General features: G+C 55.8%; 16 protein-coding genes. 8 read left to right on the forward strand and 8 right to left on the reverse strand.

The window, feature by feature from the left end:
• Position 1: 1 nt before the first annotated feature.
• The 6 genes from paaB to rocF all read right to left on the reverse strand — a co-directional run bounded on the left by paaB (position 2) and on the right by rocF (position 5,239).
• Entirely contained in the window at positions 2 to 295 is a 294-nt protein-coding gene (paaB, locus tag ACOSDR_RS16800) for a 1,2-phenylacetyl-CoA epoxidase subunit PaaB (RefSeq protein ID WP_420725960.1), read from the reverse strand.
• Between the two features lie 21 nt (positions 296 to 316).
• Positions 317 to 1,303 (reverse strand): 1,2-phenylacetyl-CoA epoxidase subunit PaaA, encoded by a 987-nt coding sequence (paaA, locus tag ACOSDR_RS16805; protein WP_420731966.1) that lies wholly within the window; start codon positions 1,301 to 1,303, stop codon positions 317 to 319.
• 146 nt (positions 1,304 to 1,449) lie between these two features.
• Complete coding sequence (locus tag ACOSDR_RS16810; RefSeq protein WP_420731967.1) at positions 1,450 to 1,893, reverse strand: DUF2948 family protein; 444 nt, start codon at positions 1,891 to 1,893, stop codon at positions 1,450 to 1,452.
• A gap of 100 nt (positions 1,894 to 1,993) precedes the next feature.
• Positions 1,994 to 2,929 carry a methyltransferase domain-containing protein gene (locus ACOSDR_RS16815; protein ID WP_420725964.1) on the reverse strand — a complete coding sequence of 312 codons (936 nt, stop codon included), beginning with the start codon at positions 2,927 to 2,929 and terminating at the stop codon, positions 1,994 to 1,996.
• 109 nt (positions 2,930 to 3,038) lie between these two features.
• A complete protein-coding gene (gene rocD / locus ACOSDR_RS16820; protein ID WP_420731968.1) occupies positions 3,039 to 4,250 on the reverse strand; it encodes an ornithine--oxo-acid transaminase in 1,212 nt (403 codons plus the stop codon).
• Between the two features lie 26 nt (positions 4,251 to 4,276).
• Complete coding sequence (rocF, locus tag ACOSDR_RS16825; protein WP_420731969.1) at positions 4,277 to 5,239, reverse strand: arginase; 963 nt, start codon at positions 5,237 to 5,239, stop codon at positions 4,277 to 4,279.
• Positions 5,240 to 5,366: 127 nt separating this feature from the next.
• On the opposite strand from rocF, the gene ACOSDR_RS16830 reads away from it, so the two are divergent.
• A complete protein-coding gene (locus ACOSDR_RS16830; protein ID WP_420725967.1) occupies positions 5,367 to 5,840 on the forward strand; it encodes an Lrp/AsnC family transcriptional regulator in 474 nt (157 codons plus the stop codon).
• A gap of 60 nt (positions 5,841 to 5,900) precedes the next feature.
• On the opposite strand, the gene ACOSDR_RS16835 is transcribed toward ACOSDR_RS16830, so the two are convergent.
• Positions 5,901 to 8,363, reverse strand: a complete 2,463-nt coding sequence (locus tag ACOSDR_RS16835; protein ID WP_420731970.1) for a GcvT family protein — start codon at positions 8,361 to 8,363, stop codon at positions 5,901 to 5,903.
• 556 nt (positions 8,364 to 8,919) lie between these two features.
• Between ACOSDR_RS16835 and ACOSDR_RS16840 the strand changes: the two genes are divergently transcribed.
• The 5 genes from ACOSDR_RS16840 (at position 8,920) to glmS (ending at position 15,223) form a co-directional block, all read left to right on the forward strand.
• Positions 8,920 to 9,567, forward strand: a complete 648-nt coding sequence (locus ACOSDR_RS16840; RefSeq protein ID WP_420725970.1) for a PAS domain-containing protein — start codon at positions 8,920 to 8,922, stop codon at positions 9,565 to 9,567.
• A 188-nt stretch (positions 9,568 to 9,755) separates the two neighbouring features.
• Positions 9,756 to 11,378, forward strand: coding sequence for a trimethylamine methyltransferase family protein (locus tag ACOSDR_RS16845; protein ID WP_420725971.1), 1,623 nt, complete (start codon positions 9,756 to 9,758; stop codon positions 11,376 to 11,378).
• A 272-nt stretch (positions 11,379 to 11,650) separates the two neighbouring features.
• Positions 11,651 to 11,866: a hypothetical protein gene (locus ACOSDR_RS16850; RefSeq protein ID WP_420725972.1), complete on the forward strand. Its 216-nt coding sequence runs from the start codon at positions 11,651 to 11,653 to the stop codon at positions 11,864 to 11,866.
• A gap of 143 nt (positions 11,867 to 12,009) precedes the next feature.
• Positions 12,010 to 13,365, forward strand: coding sequence for a bifunctional UDP-N-acetylglucosamine diphosphorylase/glucosamine-1-phosphate N-acetyltransferase GlmU (gene glmU, locus ACOSDR_RS16855; protein WP_420731971.1), 1,356 nt, complete (start codon positions 12,010 to 12,012; stop codon positions 13,363 to 13,365).
• A gap of 28 nt (positions 13,366 to 13,393) precedes the next feature.
• On the forward strand, positions 13,394 to 15,223 hold the full coding sequence (glmS, locus tag ACOSDR_RS16860; protein ID WP_420725974.1) for a glutamine--fructose-6-phosphate transaminase (isomerizing): 1,830 nt from the start codon (positions 13,394 to 13,396) through the stop codon (positions 15,221 to 15,223).
• Between the two features lie 26 nt (positions 15,224 to 15,249).
• Here the strand turns inward: glmS and zigA are convergent, their stop codons facing one another.
• On the reverse strand, positions 15,250 to 16,470 hold the full coding sequence (gene zigA / locus ACOSDR_RS16865; RefSeq protein ID WP_420731972.1) for a zinc metallochaperone GTPase ZigA: 1,221 nt from the start codon (positions 16,468 to 16,470) through the stop codon (positions 15,250 to 15,252).
• A gap of 201 nt (positions 16,471 to 16,671) precedes the next feature.
• On the opposite strand from zigA, the gene hisG reads away from it, so the two are divergent.
• A complete protein-coding gene (gene hisG, locus ACOSDR_RS16870; RefSeq protein ID WP_420731973.1) occupies positions 16,672 to 17,337 on the forward strand; it encodes an ATP phosphoribosyltransferase in 666 nt (221 codons plus the stop codon).
• Positions 17,327 to 18,646: a histidinol dehydrogenase gene (gene hisD, locus ACOSDR_RS16875; RefSeq protein WP_420725976.1), complete on the forward strand. Its 1,320-nt coding sequence runs from the start codon at positions 17,327 to 17,329 to the stop codon at positions 18,644 to 18,646. The genes hisG and hisD overlap by 11 nt, the downstream gene beginning before the upstream one ends.
• Positions 18,647 to 18,701: the final 55 nt, after the last annotated feature.

Below are 18,701 nucleotides of genomic sequence, written 5' to 3' on the forward strand. Positions count from 1 at the left end.
CTTACATATTCTCCACGCCGTCTGGCACCGTATAGAAGGTCGGGTGGCGGAAAATCTTGTCATCTGCGGGGTCAAAGAAGGGGCCACGCTCTTCGGGTTGGGAAGCATGGATATCGCTGGATTTCACGACCCAGATGCTCTCCCCCTCGCGGCGGCGGGTATAGACGTCGCGGGCATTCTGGATCGCCATTTCGACATCGACGGCCTGCAGGGAGCCGACATGTTTATGGCTTAAGCCCTGGCGGCTGCGGATGAAGATTTCCCACAAGGGCCAATCTCTTGAAGATGCGGACATGATGTTTCCTCTGTCTTATATTTATTCGGCAGCTTGCGCGGTCTGGGCCCGTTGGCGGCGCTTTTCGGCATGGGCGGTTGCGGCTTCGCGCACCCAGGCCCCATCTTCCCAGGCCTTGCGGCGTGCGGCGATACGTTCTCTGCCAACCGGGCCGCCGCCTTTCAGCACCCGTTTGAATTCGTCCCAATCGATCGGACCAAAATCGTAATGGCCACGGTCCTCATTCCATTTCAAATCCGGGTCTGGGACGCTCAGGCCCAGGATTTCCGCCTGGGGCACGGTCATATCAACAAAGTGCTGGCGCAACTCGTCATTGGAGCGCCGCTTGATCTTCCATTCCGTGCTTTGATTGCCATGGGTCGACTCGCTGTCATGGGGGCCGAACATCATCAACGACGGCCACCACCAGCGGTTCAGTGCATCCTGCACCATCTTCTTTTGAATCGGTGTGCCTTTGGCCATGGTGGTGATGATTTCATAGCCTTGGCGCTGGTGGAAACTCTCTTCCTTACAAATCCGCTCCATCGCGCGGGCATAGGGGCCATAGGAACAGCGGCACAGCATCACCTGATTAACGATGGCGGCCCCATCCACAAGCCAGCCAATGGCACCGATATCGGCCCAGGTCGGGGTCGGATAATTAAAGATGGAAGAATATTTCGCACGCCCGTCGTGCAGCGCCTCAATCGTGTCATCGCGGGGTGTGCCCAGGGTTTCGCAGGCGCTGTAGAGATATAGGGCGTGCCCAGCCTCGTCCTGAATTTTTGCCAGCAGCACGGCCTTGCGCTTCAGCGTCGGCGTGCGGGTCAGCCAGTTTCCTTCCGGCAGCATGCCCACGACTTCGGAATGCGCATGTTGAGAGATTTGACGGACCAGCAATTTGCGATAGCCGTCTGGCATCCAGTCCCGGGGTTCGATCTTTTCTTCGGCGTCCAACAACGCCTGAAACCGCGCCTGCCCACGCTGGTCGTCCGCTGTTAAGCCTTCAATTTGGGGCGCATCTGTCATTGACGTTTCCAGTCCTGCAATTGGCTTGTTTTATTTTATGATACACTAAACATCGAAATTTTCAATTATAATGTATCATGTTTAAGTGTTAAAATAGCAGGTCGGCGTCATCGAATTATAAATATTGTTTTAATTCAAAGGAGTAATCAGTCTGCCATGGCGTCAGGATCGTGCCCAGGCTTCCATTGCGTCGGCCAGGGGGTGCCCAGATCGGTCAATCCAATCGCCAGTTTCTCGACCGTCAGGCGGATTGCCGCATTGCCCGAGAAAGTCAGCATCACAGCATAGTCGTGATAGGCGATGGCCAGCAGGGCGAAGATTTTATCCGCGCTGTCGGGCCCAATGCCGCGCCGTGATACATGGGTTACATGATCGAACCGCAGACCCGCATGGCTGCGGCTATAGGGGGGCGTATCGCCCGCAGATTCCCATTGGAATCGGTTCAGCGCCAGCATAAAGCTGCGCTCTTCCGACAGATATTTCATATCACGACCCGGGACCAGCGCATCCTGCACCATGCTGGAGACAACCCCCAAATCCTCAAGGTCAAACGCCCGCAAGCGGAGTGGCGCGGCGTCAGCGGTGATCATACGAGATACTCCCCCAAGCAAACTGCGATTCATTCCGAACTGTACAAGCTACCACCAGCAGTGTCGAGGGGGGCAAATCATTAGCGACAGAGTGGGTAAGCTACCGTGCAGCAGGGTTTTGCTTTACCGGCAGCGTGGTGAACATCGCAACGCGCGTGGACAGTGCGTCAAGATTGTATTTCTCGGTCCAGTAGGAATCAATGGAATCAGGCAGGGCATCCGGCCCGATATCCAAGGGAATCATTTGCAAAGATAAGCCTGCGTTTTCAAAGATCTGTTCCAAATCCGTCACACGCAGCCCATTGATCAGGTCACTATGCGCCTTGGCAAATTCCGGGAAGGGTCTGTCGTAGAGCCCCTGGAAAGGTTTGTCTTTGGACAAGTGGTTGGAAAAATTAACGATATGGATATGCAGCGTATCGGGTTTGGATAGGGCGGCCATTGTTTTTGCGGCCTCCTCAAACCCCTGAATATGTTCCAGGCAGGAAATCGATAGGCACAAATCTACCTGTTCACCTGTGCTCATCGCCTCCACAATTCCCGCCCTTCGGAAATCACAAATCTGATAGAGTTGATTGAGTGTTTTTATGTCCGGGGAGGGGAGTTGAGGTAGCCCAGTCTGATGTTTTCGCAGGTATTGTGACGATTGCTCAAGTCCTGGCAGGAAATAACCCGTCGCGACCTTGCGGTGTTTCAGAACAGCGGGGTCCAAACCTGGATCAATCCCAATATACCTGGATGCGTTGCACAGTGTCGCAATGGGGGCGAAACCGGCATAGCGTCCACATCCGATTTCCAGAACGGTCCCGCCTGCTGCCTTCTTTAAAACTTCGCTGGGATTGGCCCCGACCTGGTCCATCCAGTGGAACAGAATCTCCGTTGCCTTGGTTGGCCTGCTGGCATCGGGCGCAGATAGAAAGTCGATCCGCCGCAGGGTCGAATTCTGAATGCCCAGTTTACCAAGAATTCGGACAATCGAAACGGCGATCGGCAGCTTGAACAGCAGCTTAATTCGGGTCTGTAAATTTGAAAGCATTACACCATCTTGGGTTGGAAGGGCGCCTGTCTGTAATGCAGGCACAGTCATCTGTTTGCTGTTTGAACACAACCCAAAACAAGATGCTGCCGATACCGGAATTGACGTGTTACTGGGTCAGGACGCGCTCAATCCGCTCCAGCGCCCAATCGACTTCATCGCGAGTGATGGTCAGGGGTGGGGCAAAGCGAATGGTGTGTTCGTGGGTTTCCTTGCACAGGATGCCCAATTCCTTCAATTCAAGACAGTAGCGCCGCGCGCCGCCCGCATCCGGGTGAAATTCCACGGCCAGCATCAGGCCGCGCCCGCGCACATCCCGGATGGCGTTGTTGCGGATTTTCTTAAGCCCTTCCAGAAAATACGCGCCCTGTTTGGCGGAATTTTCAATCATGCCCTCTTCGACCAGAACCTTCAGGGATTCACGGGCAATGGCACAGGCCAGGGGATTGCCGCCAAAGGTGCTGCCATGCTGACCGGGTTTCAATACGCCCAGCACTTCGGAGTTGGAGAGTACGGCAGAGATTGGATAGAACCCCCCAGACAGGGCCTTGCCAACCAGCGTCAGGTCCGCGACCACGCCTTCATGTTCTTCCGCCAACAGCCGGCCGGTGCGGCCCAGCCCGGTCTGGATTTCGTCCAGGATCAGCATGACGTTATGCCGGGTACAAATCTCTCGCACAGCCTGAATATAGCCTTCGGGGGGGATGATGACGCCCGCCTCACCCTGAATGGGTTCGACCAGGAAAGCCACGGTGTTGGGTGTAATGGCGGCCTCTAGCGCAGCGGCGTCTCCGAATGGCACAACCCGAAAGCCGGGCGCGAAGGGGCCAAAATTCTTGCGCGCCGACGGATCGGTGGAAAAGCCAACGATGTTTAAGGTGCGCCCGTGGAAGTTATTGTTACAGACAATGATTTCCGCCTGGTTCTCTGCAACGCCTTTGACCTCATAGCCCCATTTGCGCACACATTTTACGGCGGTTTCGACCGCTTCGGCGCCGCTGTTCATGGGCAGCACCTTGGATGAATTGGTCAGGGCGCAGATTTCTTCATAAAACGGGGCCAGTTGATCATTGCGAAAGGCGCGCGATGTCAGCGTCAATTTGGATGCCTGATCGACCATCGCCTTTAGAATGCGCGGGTGACAATGCCCTTGATTGACGGCGGAATACGCTGCCAGACAATCCAGATATTTCTTGCCATCCACATCCCAGACCCAGACGCCTTCCCCCTTGGTCAGGATGACATCCAGGGGCTTATAGTTATGCGCCCCCAATTCGGATTCGACGGCCAAAAAATCAGTGGTTTCGGCAGCAGCGTTCATTTCAAATCACTCCCAGGAGAATAAAATTATAATGCGGAATCCGTGCGGCTGAGGATCTGCTGTCCAAACAGGCTTTCAACCAGGTCAACCGTCAGGTCCGCTGTGGCATTCTTCACGTCGTAAGCCGGGTTCAGTTCCATCAGGTCCAGGGAGCGCATCAAGCCGCTGTCATGAATCATTTCCATACACAGTTGCGCTTCGCGATAGGTTGGCCCGCCTGGCACCGTCGTCCCAACGCCTGGTGCGATCGATGGATCCAGAAAATCCACATCGAAGCTGACATGAACATGCCCGCCCAGGCTGGCCAGTTTGTCCAGGGCGTCGCTCATCGTCTGGCGCATGCCGTTTTCGTCGATGCGACGCATGTCGTGCACATCCATGCCAGACGCCACAACCAGTTTCTTTTCAATCGAATCCACGGATCGGATGCCGACCTGCACCACGCGCTTTGGATTCAGGAACGGGGTTTTCGGCCCCAGCCCTGTCAGTCCTTCTGGACCGTAGCCCGATGCGACGGCCAGGGGCATGCCATGGATATTGCCGCTGGGGGAGACATCGGCGGTATTGTAATCGGCATGGGCGTCCAGCCACAGGACGGAATAGTCTTCCCCACGCTCCGCACAGTAGGTGGCAATGCCAGACAAGGATCCAATCGCCAAGGCATGATCGCCACCCAGCAGGATCGGCATTCGGCCATCTTTCAGGATGCCATAAACGCCATCGCGCACCGCGGTGCACCATTCAATGGTTTCCGGCAGATGGCGATATCCGTTGACCGGTGGCGTGTCAGGATTGATCGGCCCGTTCAGGTTGCCGCGATCTTCCACATCATAGCCCATGCGGGTCAAGGCCTGCAGCAGTCCTGCAACCCGCAGCGCTTCCGGTCCCATGGACCCCCCACGATGACCGGCCCCGATATCGCTGGGCGCACCAATCAGGGAAATCTTCGGGGGGAATGCGATAGAATCTTTTGCAGCGTTTTTAGCCATATCGTAAGCTCTCCATCCATGAATGAAGGGGATTATGGCAGAGACTGGTCAAAATATCCCATTTATCTGTCGGTCATTTACGGCAGATTCTGCTGTTGCATTGGGTGTTATAGAAAGGAAATTCGGTATGGCTGTGGACGCGACGGACCTGCGGATTGTTACTGAAATTCAGCGCAATGGTCGGATCACGAACCAGGCCCTTGCGGATCGGGTCGGCCTGTCGCCCAGCCCCTGCTTACAGCGGTTTCGCAAGCTGGAAGGCGATGGGGTTATCGGGCCATTCATTGCGCAGGTTGACCTGGATCGTTTGTGCCCGAATGTGATGGTTCTGACGACTGTCAGTCTGGATACTGCCAGCCATCAGGATTACCGCGCCTTTGAGGCGCAGGTTGCGGCAATCCCTGAAATTGTTCAGTGCTTTAAGGTCAGCGGCGATTTTGACTATATGCTGTGGTTCGTCTGTCGCAGCATTGCTGATTATCACCGCATCAGTGAGCGCCAGATCGAAGACGGTTCGGCAAAGGTCCGTATATCCAGCCATGTCGTCCTGGACAGAACCAAAGAATTCGCAGGGTTGCCGCTGGAAACGCTGCTGAAGTGATCGCAGAGAATGGGGGCCGGTCGGTTTTGATCCGTCCCGGCACCCCACTGTGTCTAAGGCTTAGCCGTCTGCGCGCAGGCGGGTGTTATCCGGATCGAAGGGGCTTTCTTCCACAACGGTACAGCGATGAACTTTGCCCAGGATTTCGATTTCCAGTTCCGTGCCGGGCTTGGTCAGGTCCGGGCGGATCATGGCCAGCGCCAGGGATTTTTCCAGCCGGAAGCCATAATTGCCCGATGTGCAACGACCCACGACATCCCCGTTCAAGGTGATCGGGTTTGATCCCAATGCATCGGCGTCTGTTGTGTCATGCACTTCCAGTGTTGTGAAGGCCCATTTGAAGCCCCGGTCTTTCCAGGCTGCCAGGGCATCGCGGCCCAGGAAATCGCCCTTATCCAGGTGAACGAAGCGATCCAGGCCGGATTCCAACGCCGCATATTCAATGGAAAGCTCACGGCCTGGCAGGCGATAGGATTTTTCGATGCGCAGGCAGTCCATGGCGCGGATCCCAAAGGGCTTGATCCCCAGATCGGCACCCGCCGCCATCAGCTTGTCAAAGATATGGACCTGATATTCGATCGGGTGATGCAATTCCCAGCCCAATTCACCGACAAAGTTGACGCGCGCTGCCCGGCAGGGGGCATTGCCGACATCGATATTCTGGCTGGACAGCCAGGGGAAGGCTTTGTTGGAGAAATCCGTGCGCGGGCTGACACGCTGCATCAAGGTGCGGGCCTTGGGACCTGCGATAACCAGAACACCCATGGAATTGGTCAGGCTGTCGAACCGGACCGATCCGTCGGTTGGCATATGCTTCTTGATCCAGTCATGGTCCAGACGCTGATACGCCCCGGCCGACACGATATAGAAGCTGGGGTCGCCGGTCATGTAATCCGGTTCTTCCCGAAGGATCGTGAATTCCGAATGCACGCCACCACGGACGCTCAGTGAATGGGCAAGGCCCAGCCGACCGATCTTTTTGGGCAGCTTATTGGCGACTAGATGGTCCAGGAAGGCTTCGGCACCTGGGCCGGAGATGCGGCATTTTGCAAAACCGGTCATGTCCAGGATGCCGACATTATCCATCACGTTTTTGCATTCCAGGCCAACCGCATCGTGCCATTTAGAGCGCCGGAAGGAATAATGGTCCGTCTGTGGTGTTCCTTCGGGGGCGTAGAAATTGGCACGTTCCCAGCCGAAGCTGGCACCGAATACCGCGCCCAGATCTTTCAGGCGGTCATAGATCGGTGTGCGGCGCAGCGGGCGCGCGGCGGGGCGCTCTTCGTCTGGATAATGGGTGATGAAGACGTGATTATAGGCTTCTTCATTCTTTTCTACCAAATAGGATTTGGTCGCGTAATCGCCGAAGCGACGGGGATCAACGCCCAGCATGTCGATGGTGGGTTCGCCTTCGACAATCCATTCGGCCAATTGCCAGCCCGCGCCACCGGCGGCAGTGATGCCGAAGCTGTGGCCTTCTGACAGCCAGAAATTCGGGCGGTCCCAGGCCGGTCCGATGATGGGATTGCCGTCGGGCGTATAACAGATTGCGCCGTTATAGACTTTCTTGACGCCCACTTCTCCGAAGGCGGGAACTCGGAACATCGCGCCTTCGATATGAGGTTCCAATCGGTCCAAGTCTTCCTGAAACAATTCGTATTCACACTCCGCCGACGGGCCGTCGACATAACAGGCAGGCGCACCTTTCTCATAGGGGCCCAGGATCAGGCCGCCCTTTTCCTGGCGCATATACCACTGATTATCGGAATCCCGCAGTACGCCTAATTCCGGCAGGCCCTGGTCTTTGCGCGCAACCAGATCGGGGTGGTCGTCTGTTACGATATACTGGTGTTCCACCGGAATGACCGGAATGTCCAGGCCAACCATCGCGCCAGTCTGGCGGGCAAAGCTGCCCGTCGCAGAGATGATGTGTTCGCAGGTAATCGTGCCCTTGTCGGTATGGACGCACCATTCGCCAGACGGGGTGCGGGTAATGGCGGTCACCGCAGTGTTCCGGTGGATCGTCGCCCCACGGGATCGTGCGCCCTGTGCCAAAGCCATGGTCAGGTCAGCAGGCTGAATATAACCGTCATCCGGATGCTGGATCGCACCGACCAGGCCATCAATGTTGCATAAGGGCCAGATTTCCTTGACCTGTTTCGGGGTCAGAAATTCGACATTGATACCGATTGTTGCCGCGACACCGGCATATTGGCGGTATTCGTCCATTCGGTCCTGAGTCTGTGCTAGGCGGATATTGGATACCTTGGCAAAGCCGACATCCTGGCCGGTCTCTTTCTGAAGCTCCTGATAAAAGTCTACAGAATATTTGTGAACCTGACCGACGGAATAGCTCATGTTAAACAATGGCAACAAGCCCGCCGCATGCCAGGTGGACCCGGATGTCAGCTCTTTGCGTTCCAACAGCACGACATCGCTCCAGCCCTTTTTGGCCAGATGATACAATGCGGAAACGCCAACTACGCCTCCCCCAATAACGACTACCCGTGCATGGCTTTGCATGATGAAAGCGACCCTTCCCAATGGTCCGAGAGGTCTGACCGACCCCTTCGGTTCGTGTGCTGTTTACGATGCGCAGAATGTTGAATACAGTTGGATATCGCTTTCACGTTTGCGACGTTCACACCAAATCCTACGCCACATCTTTGTAGATTCTTAAATGAATATCACCGAAACAGCGCTGATATTTAGGGCGCGCCCTGTTGGTTCCAGGGTGCCCGACAACCTGTGTCGAAAAAACGATAATTCTATCTTAGGGTGGTGTTGTTTTTCGTGGTTCAGTTGGTGCATAAATTATTGTTCAAGGGCGAAGTTCTGGATGTTTTAGTGAGTTTTTATCCAGAAAAGAATTAAGGTCAATGTATCAGGAATTATACATTATAACATTTAAAGTATAATGCTGGTTGATTCCTGAACACAGTTCGAATACGGTTTTTTGGGGGGGCAAATTCAATCGCCCTGAAATTGTGTTGGACGTGGTTTATCGCATTTCCGCGCGGCCTGCATTGGCTTGCCGAAGCGATCAAACGATTCAATTTTGTTGAGGTGAATTCAATCAATGGTACATGTAAACCAGACAGTGCCAGAAGAGCGTGATGGAAACGACTATTGCGTAGCGCCGGGCGTTCTGAATGCCTTGTTGCAAGGCGACGCTGATGCCGTTTTTTCGCATTTTCAGAGCGATACGCATGAGCCATTAACTCTGACATGGGCACCTGATAAGGATGGCCTGCCAAGCTTGATGATGCAGCGTTTCTACGAGGCATGGTCTGAAATGCCAAGTCCCCAGCCAAATGCTGTACCAAACGTCAATGATTTCGATGTTTTTAAGTTTCGCGCCGCGATGGGGTTCATGATGTATATGGATGTCATCGACGGTGGCGAAGATTTTCAGTTCCGGGTTTTTGGCAGTCGGGTTGCAGATTTTATCGGGTTTGACTGGACTGGGCGTCTCGTGTCCGACCTGCCGGCCAGTCCGTCCTGCCGTGCCTATCTTATGACGTGCTACCGGGCCATACTTCAGAGCAAACAGCCCCTGTATACCAAGCATCGGTTGAGAAGAGCCGAGGCGATTGTGGAGTGGGAGCGTTTTCTTGTGCCGTTGTGTGATGAGTCACAATCCGTTTCTCGCATTCTGGGGCTTAGTGTCCCAATCCTGATTTCGCCGGGATACGGTCAAGGCGAGACCTCAACCTTTTCTTTCTGATCCTTGATTTAAGACTGGTTATGGATCGAATGACGCGGCTTGACGATAAGTAAGTCGCGATTTCGCACGTCTGAACGGACAGGACGCGCAATAACGTCCCCATACGGTTCTGCTGTTGGCGGCAGGGCAATCCTGACACAGCGGCAAGACAGTCGTGGTTGGTCGATAAGTCATCCTTAAGGGTGACGATGAAAGGGATGATGATGGGTGACAATTTGCTCGATACGTCGGCTGGCGCAGGGTCTGCGACAGATGCAGGTACAGAGTCCGGCGCACGGCGTCATGGGCGCGGCGGTGGCAGTGGTCGCGCCGCCCGTCAGGCAGCGCGTGCAACCGGCGACTTAGGGGCGCCCGCCTATATCACCCGCAAGATCGGTTACTTCAATCTGCTGGATGAAGATGGCCTGGATCTGATTGAACGCAACGCAGACACCGTTCTGGAAGAAATCGGCCTGGATTTTCGCGGTGACGAAGAAGTCCTGCAGATGTGGCGCGATCAGGGCTGTGACGTGCAGGGCGAACGGGTGCATTTCCCAAAAGGTCTGTGCAAAAAGCTTGTTCAGGATACGGCCCCGTCGCTGATTACCCAGCATGCACGCAATCCTGCCCGCACGGTTAAAATGGGGGAGGGGAATACAGTTCTAGTCCCGGCCTATGGACCCCCCTTCGTGCGCGACCTGGATAAGGGGCGTCGCTATGGCACGATTGAGGATTTCCGTAATTTCGTGAAGCTGGCCTATATGTCGACCGGCCTGCATCATTCCGGCGGAACGGTGTGTGAGCCTGTCGATATTCCCGTGAACAAGCGTCACCTTGATATGGTCTACAGCCATATGCGCTGGTCCGACAAACCGTTCATGGGGTCGGTCACGGCACCGGAACGGGCGCAAGATACCGTCGATATGTGCAAGATCCTGTTTGGCGCAGACTTCGTCGATCAGAATTGCGTGGTGATCAATCTGATCAATGCGAATTCTCCCATGGTTTGGGATGATACGATGCTGGGCGCTTTGAAGGTCTATGCCCGCAACAATCAGGCAACGGTAATCTCTCCCTTCATTCTGGCAGGCGCGATGAGCCCGGTCACGGTGCTGGGGACATTGACGCAGCTTTATGCTGAGGCTTTGGCCGGGATGGCCCTGACACAGGTGGTTCGGCCCGGCGCACCGACAATCTTTGGTACGTTTGCATCGTCTATTTCCATGCAGTCGGGCGCGCCGACCTTTGGCACACCGGAACCATCGCTGGTGCTGTATGGGGCGGCACAATTGGCGCGGCGTCTGGGTGTTCCGTTCCGCTCGGGCGGTGGTTTCACCGCGTCCAAGATTGCCGATGCGCAGGCGGCGTATGAATCGGCCAACACATTGCAGACTGCGGCTTTGGGGGGCGTGAATTTCATGCTGCATACCGCAGGCTGGCTGGAAGGCGGTCTGTCCATGGGATACGAAAAATTTGTCATGGATGCGGATCAGGCCGCAATGCTGGTGCGTTTGTTGGACGGTGTGGACATGACAGAAAACGGCCAGGCCATGGATGCCATCCGCGAAGTTGGGCCGGGCATGCACTATCTGGGTTGTAACCACACACAGCGGAATTTTGAAACCGCCTTCTATCGCTCCCCACTGGCGGACAACAATTCCTATGAACAATGGGAGGCGGAAGGCAGCCTGGATATGAATCAACGGGCAAATGCGCGCTGGAAGAAGATGTTGAACGACTATATTCCCCCGGCCATTGATCCTGCGGTTGACGAGGCTCTGCTGGACTTCATCAAACAGCGCAAAGAGTCGATGCCCGACGCGAGCTATTAATCCGCCCGCATAGTTACATTCAGTCAAGCTTAAGCCGGATGATGCTGCATATTCTGTTGTGTCATCCGGCTTTTGCTTTTTCGCCATGATGTCAGATTCGGCAAATTTGATTGGTGCTCGTTAAATGCGGTTTAAAAAATTAACCATGTTATCAATGATTAAGCCCAGATTTGTGTCTCAGTTTGCCCGATTTTTAACCCCCTTGAACAGAATCTTGTAATAGGCTTAGATTTCTAAGACTACTCGTCTCTGTGGGTGGATTGGGGCAGAGCATGGTGACTAAGAACGATCAGATTTCAGAAGTCCGTGACAAGCTGTCGTTGGAGCTGGGGCATGAACTGGCCGACAGCCTGGTGCGGGCGGGTCGGTTGCGAGGTGTCTATAGTTTGGACATGCAATTGGCGATCAGTGATGGTCTGGAAGGCTTAAGTTCTGAAAAGCGCCGTAAGGTTCTGGATCTGTTAGACACGTTGATGCCCAAGAAATAATCGGCAGCCCCTGTAAAATATTGTAACAATCCGACATGGCTTGAAACACCTTGTGACTTGGCCCAAGCCTTGGTCTATGGCAGGTATTCTGCCTACACGATGTAGAATCGTTTCCGGAACTTCTGCAAGCTTGGTTTCGCCCTATGTCTGAACATCCGATTGCCGCCGTGATCCTTGCCGCCGGGAAGGGAACACGCATGAAATCCACCCGCCCGAAGGTGCTGCATGAAATTGCGGGAAAATCGCTGGTTGGGCATTTGCTGGCGGCGATAGAACAACTGGGTACGAAACAGTGCGCCGTGGTTGTTGGACCGGATATGGACAGCGTGACCCAGGCCGTAGCTCCGGTTCCAACTGTCCTTCAAAAAGAACAGTTGGGCACTGCGGATGCCCTGAAGGCGGCGCGGCCGGTTTTGGAAACAGTCGAACGCGGCACTGTTCTGGTTGTGTTTGGCGACACGCCTTTCATCGCGCCCCAGACCCTGGCTGCGATGGTAGAGGAGCGCGAGGCTGGCGCGGCAGTTGTCGTACTGGGATTCGAACCCGAAGATCCAGGCGCGTATGGCCGGTTGGTTGTTGATCCTTCAGGCGACCTGCAGGCGATTGTTGAATACAATGATGCCGATGATGCGACCCGCAAGATCGGCCTGTGCAATTCTGGCGTTATGGCGATAGATGCGTCGCGCGTGTTCGATCTGGTGGATCGCATCGGCAATGACAATGTGAAGGGCGAATATTACCTGACCGATATTGTCGCCATCGCCCGTGCACAGGATTTGTCCTGTCGCGTCATTCTGGCGCAAGAGGAAGAGTTACGGGGGATCAATTCCCGCAGTGAATTGGCGACTGCTGAGGCGCAATGGCAGGCCCGCGCCCGGCTGGCCGCGATGGACGCTGGTGTGACATTGCAGGACCCCCAGACGGTTTATTTTTCCTGGGATACCGTGCTGGGACAGGATGTCACCATCGGTCAAAATGTCGTCTTTGGCCCCAAGGTTGTGGTCCAGGGCGATGTGACGATTAAGGCTTTCAGTCATATGGAAGGCTGTGTCATTCGACGGGGCGCGGTGGTCGGCCCCTATGCGCGGCTGCGCCCTGGTGCGGATATCGGCGAAGAGGCGCGGATCGGCAATTTTGTCGAGGTCAAGAATGCGACATTCGCGGCAGGGGCCAAGGCGAACCATCTCAGCTATATCGGCGATGCCACTGTTGGCGAACGCGCCAATATCGGGGCTGGCACCATTACCTGCAACTATGATGGATACCTGAAGCATCAAACCATGATCGGGGCGGAGGCCTTTATCGGCTCCAACAGTGCCCTGGTTGCGCCGGTAACGATTGGAGCGCGCGCAACCATCGGCGCGGGATCCACAATTACCCGCACGGTCGCGCCCGATGCCTTGTCCATTGCCCGGGGTGACCAGCGGGACCTGCCCGGCCTGGCCGCCAAATTGCGCGCCCGCCTGAAGGCGCGTAAAGAGGCGCTGAAGAAAACCTGAACCTTTCATTCTGGAAAGACGATAATTTATGTGCGGTATTATTGGCATTTTAGGGAAATCACAGGTCGCGCCCATCCTGGTCGATGGTTTGAAGCGCCTGGAATATCGCGGCTATGACTCGGCGGGTATCGCAACCCTGGTGGGGGATGCAATCGACCGCCGCCGCGCGCCTGGAAAATTGCACAATCTGGCAAAAGTGCTGGAGGATACCCCGCTGTCTGGCACGACAGGGATCGGTCATACCCGCTGGGCCACCCATGGTGTACCATCAGAGGGGAATGCCCATCCCCATGCGACGGATCGCGTTGCCATCGTCCATAATGGCATTATCGAGAATTATCAGGAATTGCGGGAGGGGCTGGCCGATAAGGATGTCGTCTATACCAGTGAAACCGACACCGAAGTTGTCGCGCATCTGGTCACCGATTTCCTGAATCAGGGCCTCAGCCCGAAAGAGGCCGTGGCGCGCACCGTGCCCATGCTGGAAGGGGCCTTTGGCCTGGTGATGATCTTTGCGGGCCACCCAGACGTGATGATCGGCGCGCGGCGCGGCAGTCCCCTGGCCATTGGCTATGGCGATGGGGAGATGTTTTTTGGCTCCGATGCCCTGGCGCTGGCCCCGATGACCCGGCGTATCAGCTATCTGGAAGAGGGCGATTGGGCCGTCGTGACCCCCAAAGGGGCGGAAGTCTTTGACACCGATGGTGCCCCCGTCACCCGAAAGATCGTTGAAACCGCCGTGTCTGGTGCAATGATCGGCAAGGGTAATTATCAGCACTTCATGCAGAAGGAAATTCATGAACAACCCGCCGTGATCGGCGATACCCTGCATTCCATGCTGAACCCGGCGACCCAGACCATAACCCTGCCGGACCTGCCCTTTGATCTGGCTGGGATTTCCAAAATTACCATTGGGGCCTGTGGCACGGCGTCCTATGCCGGATGCGTCGCGAAATACTGGATTGAGGAATTGGCGCGCCTGCCGGTCGAAGTCGATGTCGGATCCGAATTGCGCTATCGTGAAACCCCATTGCCTAAGGATGGCCTGGCCCTGTTCATCAGCCAATCTGGGGAGACGATGGATACGCTGGAAGCCCTGCGGTATGCCAGGCGCGAAGGGCAACATATCCTGTCCATCATCAATGTGCCGGAATCGACCATTGCGCGCAGTTCCGATGCGGTGCTCCAGACATTGGCCGGTCCCGAAATCGGGGTCGCTTCGACCAAGGCTTTCACCACGCAATTGACGGTTCTGTCCTGTCTGGCGATTGCCATCGCAAAGGCGCGGGGCACCTTGTCGCGGGAGCGGGAGGCTGTTCTGGCCGCTGCGCTGGCGGAAGTGCCTGGTCGTGCTGCCGAAGTTCTGGTGCATGATGAGTATATCCGTGAGATCGCGCAGACGGTTGCCAAGGCGCGGGACGTTTTTTTCATGGGGCGCGGCTCCTCTTTCCCCATCGCCTTGGAAGGGGCCTTGAAGCTGAAAGAAATCTCCTACATCCACGCCGAAGGCTATCCGGCGGGTGAGATGAAACATGGCCCCATCGCGCTGATCGAAGAAAATGTGCCGATCATCATGATCGCGCCTTCTGGCCCGCTGTTTGAGAAGACGGCATCCAATGTGCAGGAAATGGTCAGCCGGGGCGGGCGCGTTATCTTCCTGTCCGATGCCGATGGTATTGCTAAAATGACCCGCATGGCAAAACCCTTTGCCAGTATCGAACTGCCCAAGGTCGACCCCTATGTCGCACCAATCCTGTATACCATCCCGGTGCAATTGCTGGCCTATCACACCGCTGTCATCAAGGGCACGGATGTCGATCAACCCCGCAATCTGGCAAAGGCTGTGACGGTGGAGTAAGGAGGACCAATGGTCCTCCTTCCGGTTCAGGCAGCGTCTTGTCGTTCCCAGATTGGATAGGGATCCGGTAGATTCTGATAGGCTTTGGGATCGAATGTATCTGTGTCGTCAACCAGGCAGGCATCTAAGGCGGTGCGGATTGCCGCTTCGTTCATGCTGCTGCCAATGAAGACCAGTTCCTGCCGTCTGTCACCCCAGACCGGGTCCCAGTTGCTGTCTAGGACTTGCTGCCATTCTGGATGATCTGGCCAATTGGATTTTGGGACGGCAGTCCACCAGATTCCCATTGGGAAAGATCGGGCAATAGCACCGGCCAAAGAGAATTCACCAACCCAGTCTGGGCGTGTCGCTAGCCAGAAATGCCCTTTAGCGCGGATCAGGCCGGGCCAGGTCGCCTTGGTGAAGTCATTAAATTTGGCGGGATGGAAGGGACGGCGGGCGCGATAGACGAAGCTGCTGATCCCATATTCCTCCGTTTCTGGCACATGGCCGTCATAGCCATAGAGTTCCTTGACCCAAAGGGGGTGGGATTGTGCTTTTTCTTCGCTGAACAGACCTGTATTCAGGATTTCCCCTAACGCAACCTTGCTGAAATCAGTCTCGATAATCCGTGCATCGGCATTCAGGGATTTCACAATTGTCAGCACAAGGTCGCGTTGTTCTGGCGTGACCTCTGATTTCTTGTTGATGACGATGACATCGGCAAATTCGATTTGGTCCACCAGCAGATCGACCAGTGTTCGATCATCGCTATCACCGGCGATTTCCCCTCTGTCACTTTGGAAGTCCTGGGACGAATAGTCTTTCAGCAGGTTTACGGCATCAACGACCGTTACCATGGTATCCAGTCGTGCAATGTCGGACAGGCTCAACCCATTCTCATCACGAAAGGAAAAAGTGCTGGCGACGGGCAGCGGCTCGGCAATTCCCGTCCCCTCAATCAATAGATAATCAAAGCGTCCTTCCTGGCTCAATCGTCTAACTTCAGCCAGAAGATCATCGCGCAGGGTGCAGCAGATGCAGCCATTGGTCATCTCCACCAGTTTTTCATCGGTGCGTGACAGGTTTGCCCCGCCTTCCCGGATCAGGCTGGCGTCGATGTTTACCTCGCTCATATCATTCACGATGACGGCCACCCGCTGTCCCTGGCGATTGTTCAGGACATGGTTCAGAAGCGTGGTTTTCCCCGCTCCAAGAAAGCCTGACAAAACAGTGACGGGCAGGCGGGCATCGATTTGTTCAGACATTCGTACATCCTTGATGATATGTTATAAAGTTACATATAAAAAACATCAGCTCTTAGAAATGTCAATGCCCAGCGTATTTGGTCCGCAAATGGGTGGTCTTATCGCCCCTGGCAAAAGAGACAAAACAGATAAACACTGGAAACCGGGGGGGCGGTGTGCCATGTAACGGCCCTGTTTCACCGTTGATCCGGAATTTTCGTTATGACCGCGAATGAACCTTTGGTGCTGGCCCTGCCGAAAGGGCGGATATTGGACGAGTTGCGCCCGGTGCTGGACGGTGTTGGCATTGTGCCGGAACCGGCCTTTGATGATCCGTCGTCCCGGTTGCTGAAATTTGATACCAATGTGCCCAACCTGTCGATTATCCGGGTGCGCAGTTTCGATGTGGCGACCTTTGTCGCCTTTGGTGCGGCGCATCTGGGCATTGCTGGCAATGATGTGTTGATGGAATTCGACTATCCGGAGATCTATGCGCCGGTGGATTTGAATATCGGCTATTGTCGCATTGCCGTGGCAGAGCCGGCTGAGCTGGTTGCCGGCGATGATCCCAGCCGGTGGAGCCATATTCGTGTCGCCACAAAATACCCGAACATCACCCGCAAGCATTTCGCGCGCCGGGGTGTGCAGGCCGAATGTATCAAATTGAATGGGGCAATGGAATTGGCACCGGGCATGGGCCTGTGTCGCCGCATCGTTGATTTGGTCTCCTCTGGCCGGACCTTGAAGGAAAACGGGTTGGTAGAGGTTGAAACCGTGGCGGAGGTCACTTCGCGCCTGATCGTCAATCGGGCCGCCTTGAAAACCCGGTCGGAAGAAGTTGGCGGCTGGGTCAGTCGTTTTCAGGAGGTTGCACAACGTGCCGCATGATTATCCCGTATCTCGCCGGTTGCTTGCTGATGCGCCGGGATTTTATGCTGCCTTCGATGACCTGCTGCACAGCAAGCGGGAGATGGATGAAGATGTGGATCGCACGGTCGCGGCTATCCTGGAGGATGTGCGCAGCCGGGGCGATACGGCGGTGGTGGATTATACCAACCGCTTTGACCGGGTGGCGATCACGGTTGATGATTTGCGCATTCCTCAATCCGCCCTGGATGCGGCAGCGGATGCGTGTGATCCGGAATTGATCAATGCGCTGGAACTGGCGGCACACCGGATTCGGTCTTTCCATGAAAAGACCCTGCCGGCCGGGTTAGATTATACGGACGAGATCGGGGTGCGCCTTGGCGCGCGCTGGACGCCGGTTGCTGCGGCTGGCCTGTATGTGCCGGGGGGTACGGCGGCCTATCCCAGTTCCGTTCTGATGAATGCCCTGCCTGCTAAGGTCGCTGGGGTGAAGCGGCTGGTGATGGTTGTTCCAACCCCTGATAATGTAACCAATCCGCTGGTTCTGGCGGCGGCTAAGCTTGCTGGCGTGGATGAGGTCTATCGCATCGGTGGTGCTCAGGCCGTAGGGGCGCTGGCCTATGGGACAGAGACGATACAGCCGGTCTCTACCATCGTTGGGCCGGGCAATGCCTATGTCGCAGCGGCCAAGCGTCGCGTCTTCGGCACGGTGGGGATTGATATGATCGCGGGCCCGTCAGAAATCCTGGTGGTCGCCGATGCACAGAACGACCCTGATTGGATCGCTGTCGATCTGTTAAGCCAGGCCGAACATGACACATCCGCACAATCCATCCTGATCACGGACAGTGCCGATTTTGCCGATGCGGTCGAAGCCGCCGTGGCGCGGCGTCTGGAAACATTGCCCCGCAAGGCTATCGCCGGGGAAAGCTGGACCCAGCACGGCGCGATCATTGTTGTGCCGGACCTGGGTGCTGCCGTGCCGCTGATCGATGCCATCGCGCCGGAGCATCTGGAACTGGCGGTCGCAGAGCCGGAAGCCCTGTGTGACAAGGTCAGCAATGCCGGTGCGATCTTCCTGGGTCGCTATACGCCAGAAGCCATTGGCGATTACATTGCAGGGCCTAATCATGTCCTGCCAACGGCCCGCAGCGCGCGGTTTTCCAGCGGCTTGGGTGTCGTCGATTTTATGAAGCGGACCTCCATCGTGAAATGCGATGCAGACAGCCTGACTCAGATCGGCCCGGCTGCGGTGCGTCTGGCAGAGGCGGAAGGGCTGGGTGCCCACGGACTTTCCGTGGCGCTGCGCCTGAATATGCCGTCTCGCTAAGCGGTGGCGACTGCATTAAACTCCCGCCCGACAGCCTATTCAAAGGGAGTATCGA

The organism is Hwanghaeella sp. 1Z406, assembly GCF_048892425.1.
Classification (GTDB): domain Bacteria; phylum Pseudomonadota; class Alphaproteobacteria; order UBA8366; family Aestuariispiraceae; genus Pacificispira.

What these genes read in the sequence shown, in the direction of transcription:
- zigA (WP_420731972.1), bottom strand. Translation starts at nt 16,470, where the DNA reads ATGTCTGAACAAATCGATGCCCGCCTGCCCGTCACTGTTTTGTCAGGC.
- rocF (WP_420731969.1), bottom strand. Translation starts at nt 5,239, where the DNA reads ATGGCTAAAAACGCTGCAAAAGATTCTATCGCATTCCCCCCGAAGATT.
- ACOSDR_RS16830 (WP_420725967.1), top strand. Translation starts at nt 5,367, where the DNA reads ATGGCTGTGGACGCGACGGACCTGCGGATTGTTACTGAAATTCAGCGC.
- ACOSDR_RS16810 (WP_420731967.1), bottom strand. Translation starts at nt 1,893, where the DNA reads ATGATCACCGCTGACGCCGCGCCACTCCGCTTGCGGGCGTTTGACCTT.
- rocD (WP_420731968.1), bottom strand. Translation starts at nt 4,250, where the DNA reads ATGAACGCTGCTGCCGAAACCACTGATTTTTTGGCCGTCGAATCCGAA.
- ACOSDR_RS16840 (WP_420725970.1), top strand. Translation starts at nt 8,920, where the DNA reads ATGGTACATGTAAACCAGACAGTGCCAGAAGAGCGTGATGGAAACGAC.
- ACOSDR_RS16815 (WP_420725964.1), bottom strand. Translation starts at nt 2,929, where the DNA reads ATGCTTTCAAATTTACAGACCCGAATTAAGCTGCTGTTCAAGCTGCCG.
- ACOSDR_RS16850 (WP_420725972.1), top strand. Translation starts at nt 11,651, where the DNA reads ATGGTGACTAAGAACGATCAGATTTCAGAAGTCCGTGACAAGCTGTCG.
- glmS (WP_420725974.1), top strand. Translation starts at nt 13,394, where the DNA reads ATGTGCGGTATTATTGGCATTTTAGGGAAATCACAGGTCGCGCCCATC.
- ACOSDR_RS16835 (WP_420731970.1), bottom strand. Translation starts at nt 8,363, where the DNA reads ATGCAAAGCCATGCACGGGTAGTCGTTATTGGGGGAGGCGTAGTTGGC.
- hisG (WP_420731973.1), top strand. Translation starts at nt 16,672, where the DNA reads ATGACCGCGAATGAACCTTTGGTGCTGGCCCTGCCGAAAGGGCGGATA.
- ACOSDR_RS16845 (WP_420725971.1), top strand. Translation starts at nt 9,756, where the DNA reads ATGAAAGGGATGATGATGGGTGACAATTTGCTCGATACGTCGGCTGGC.
- glmU (WP_420731971.1), top strand. Translation starts at nt 12,010, where the DNA reads ATGTCTGAACATCCGATTGCCGCCGTGATCCTTGCCGCCGGGAAGGGA.
- paaB (WP_420725960.1), bottom strand. Translation starts at nt 295, where the DNA reads ATGTCCGCATCTTCAAGAGATTGGCCCTTGTGGGAAATCTTCATCCGC.
- paaA (WP_420731966.1), bottom strand. Translation starts at nt 1,303, where the DNA reads ATGACAGATGCGCCCCAAATTGAAGGCTTAACAGCGGACGACCAGCGT.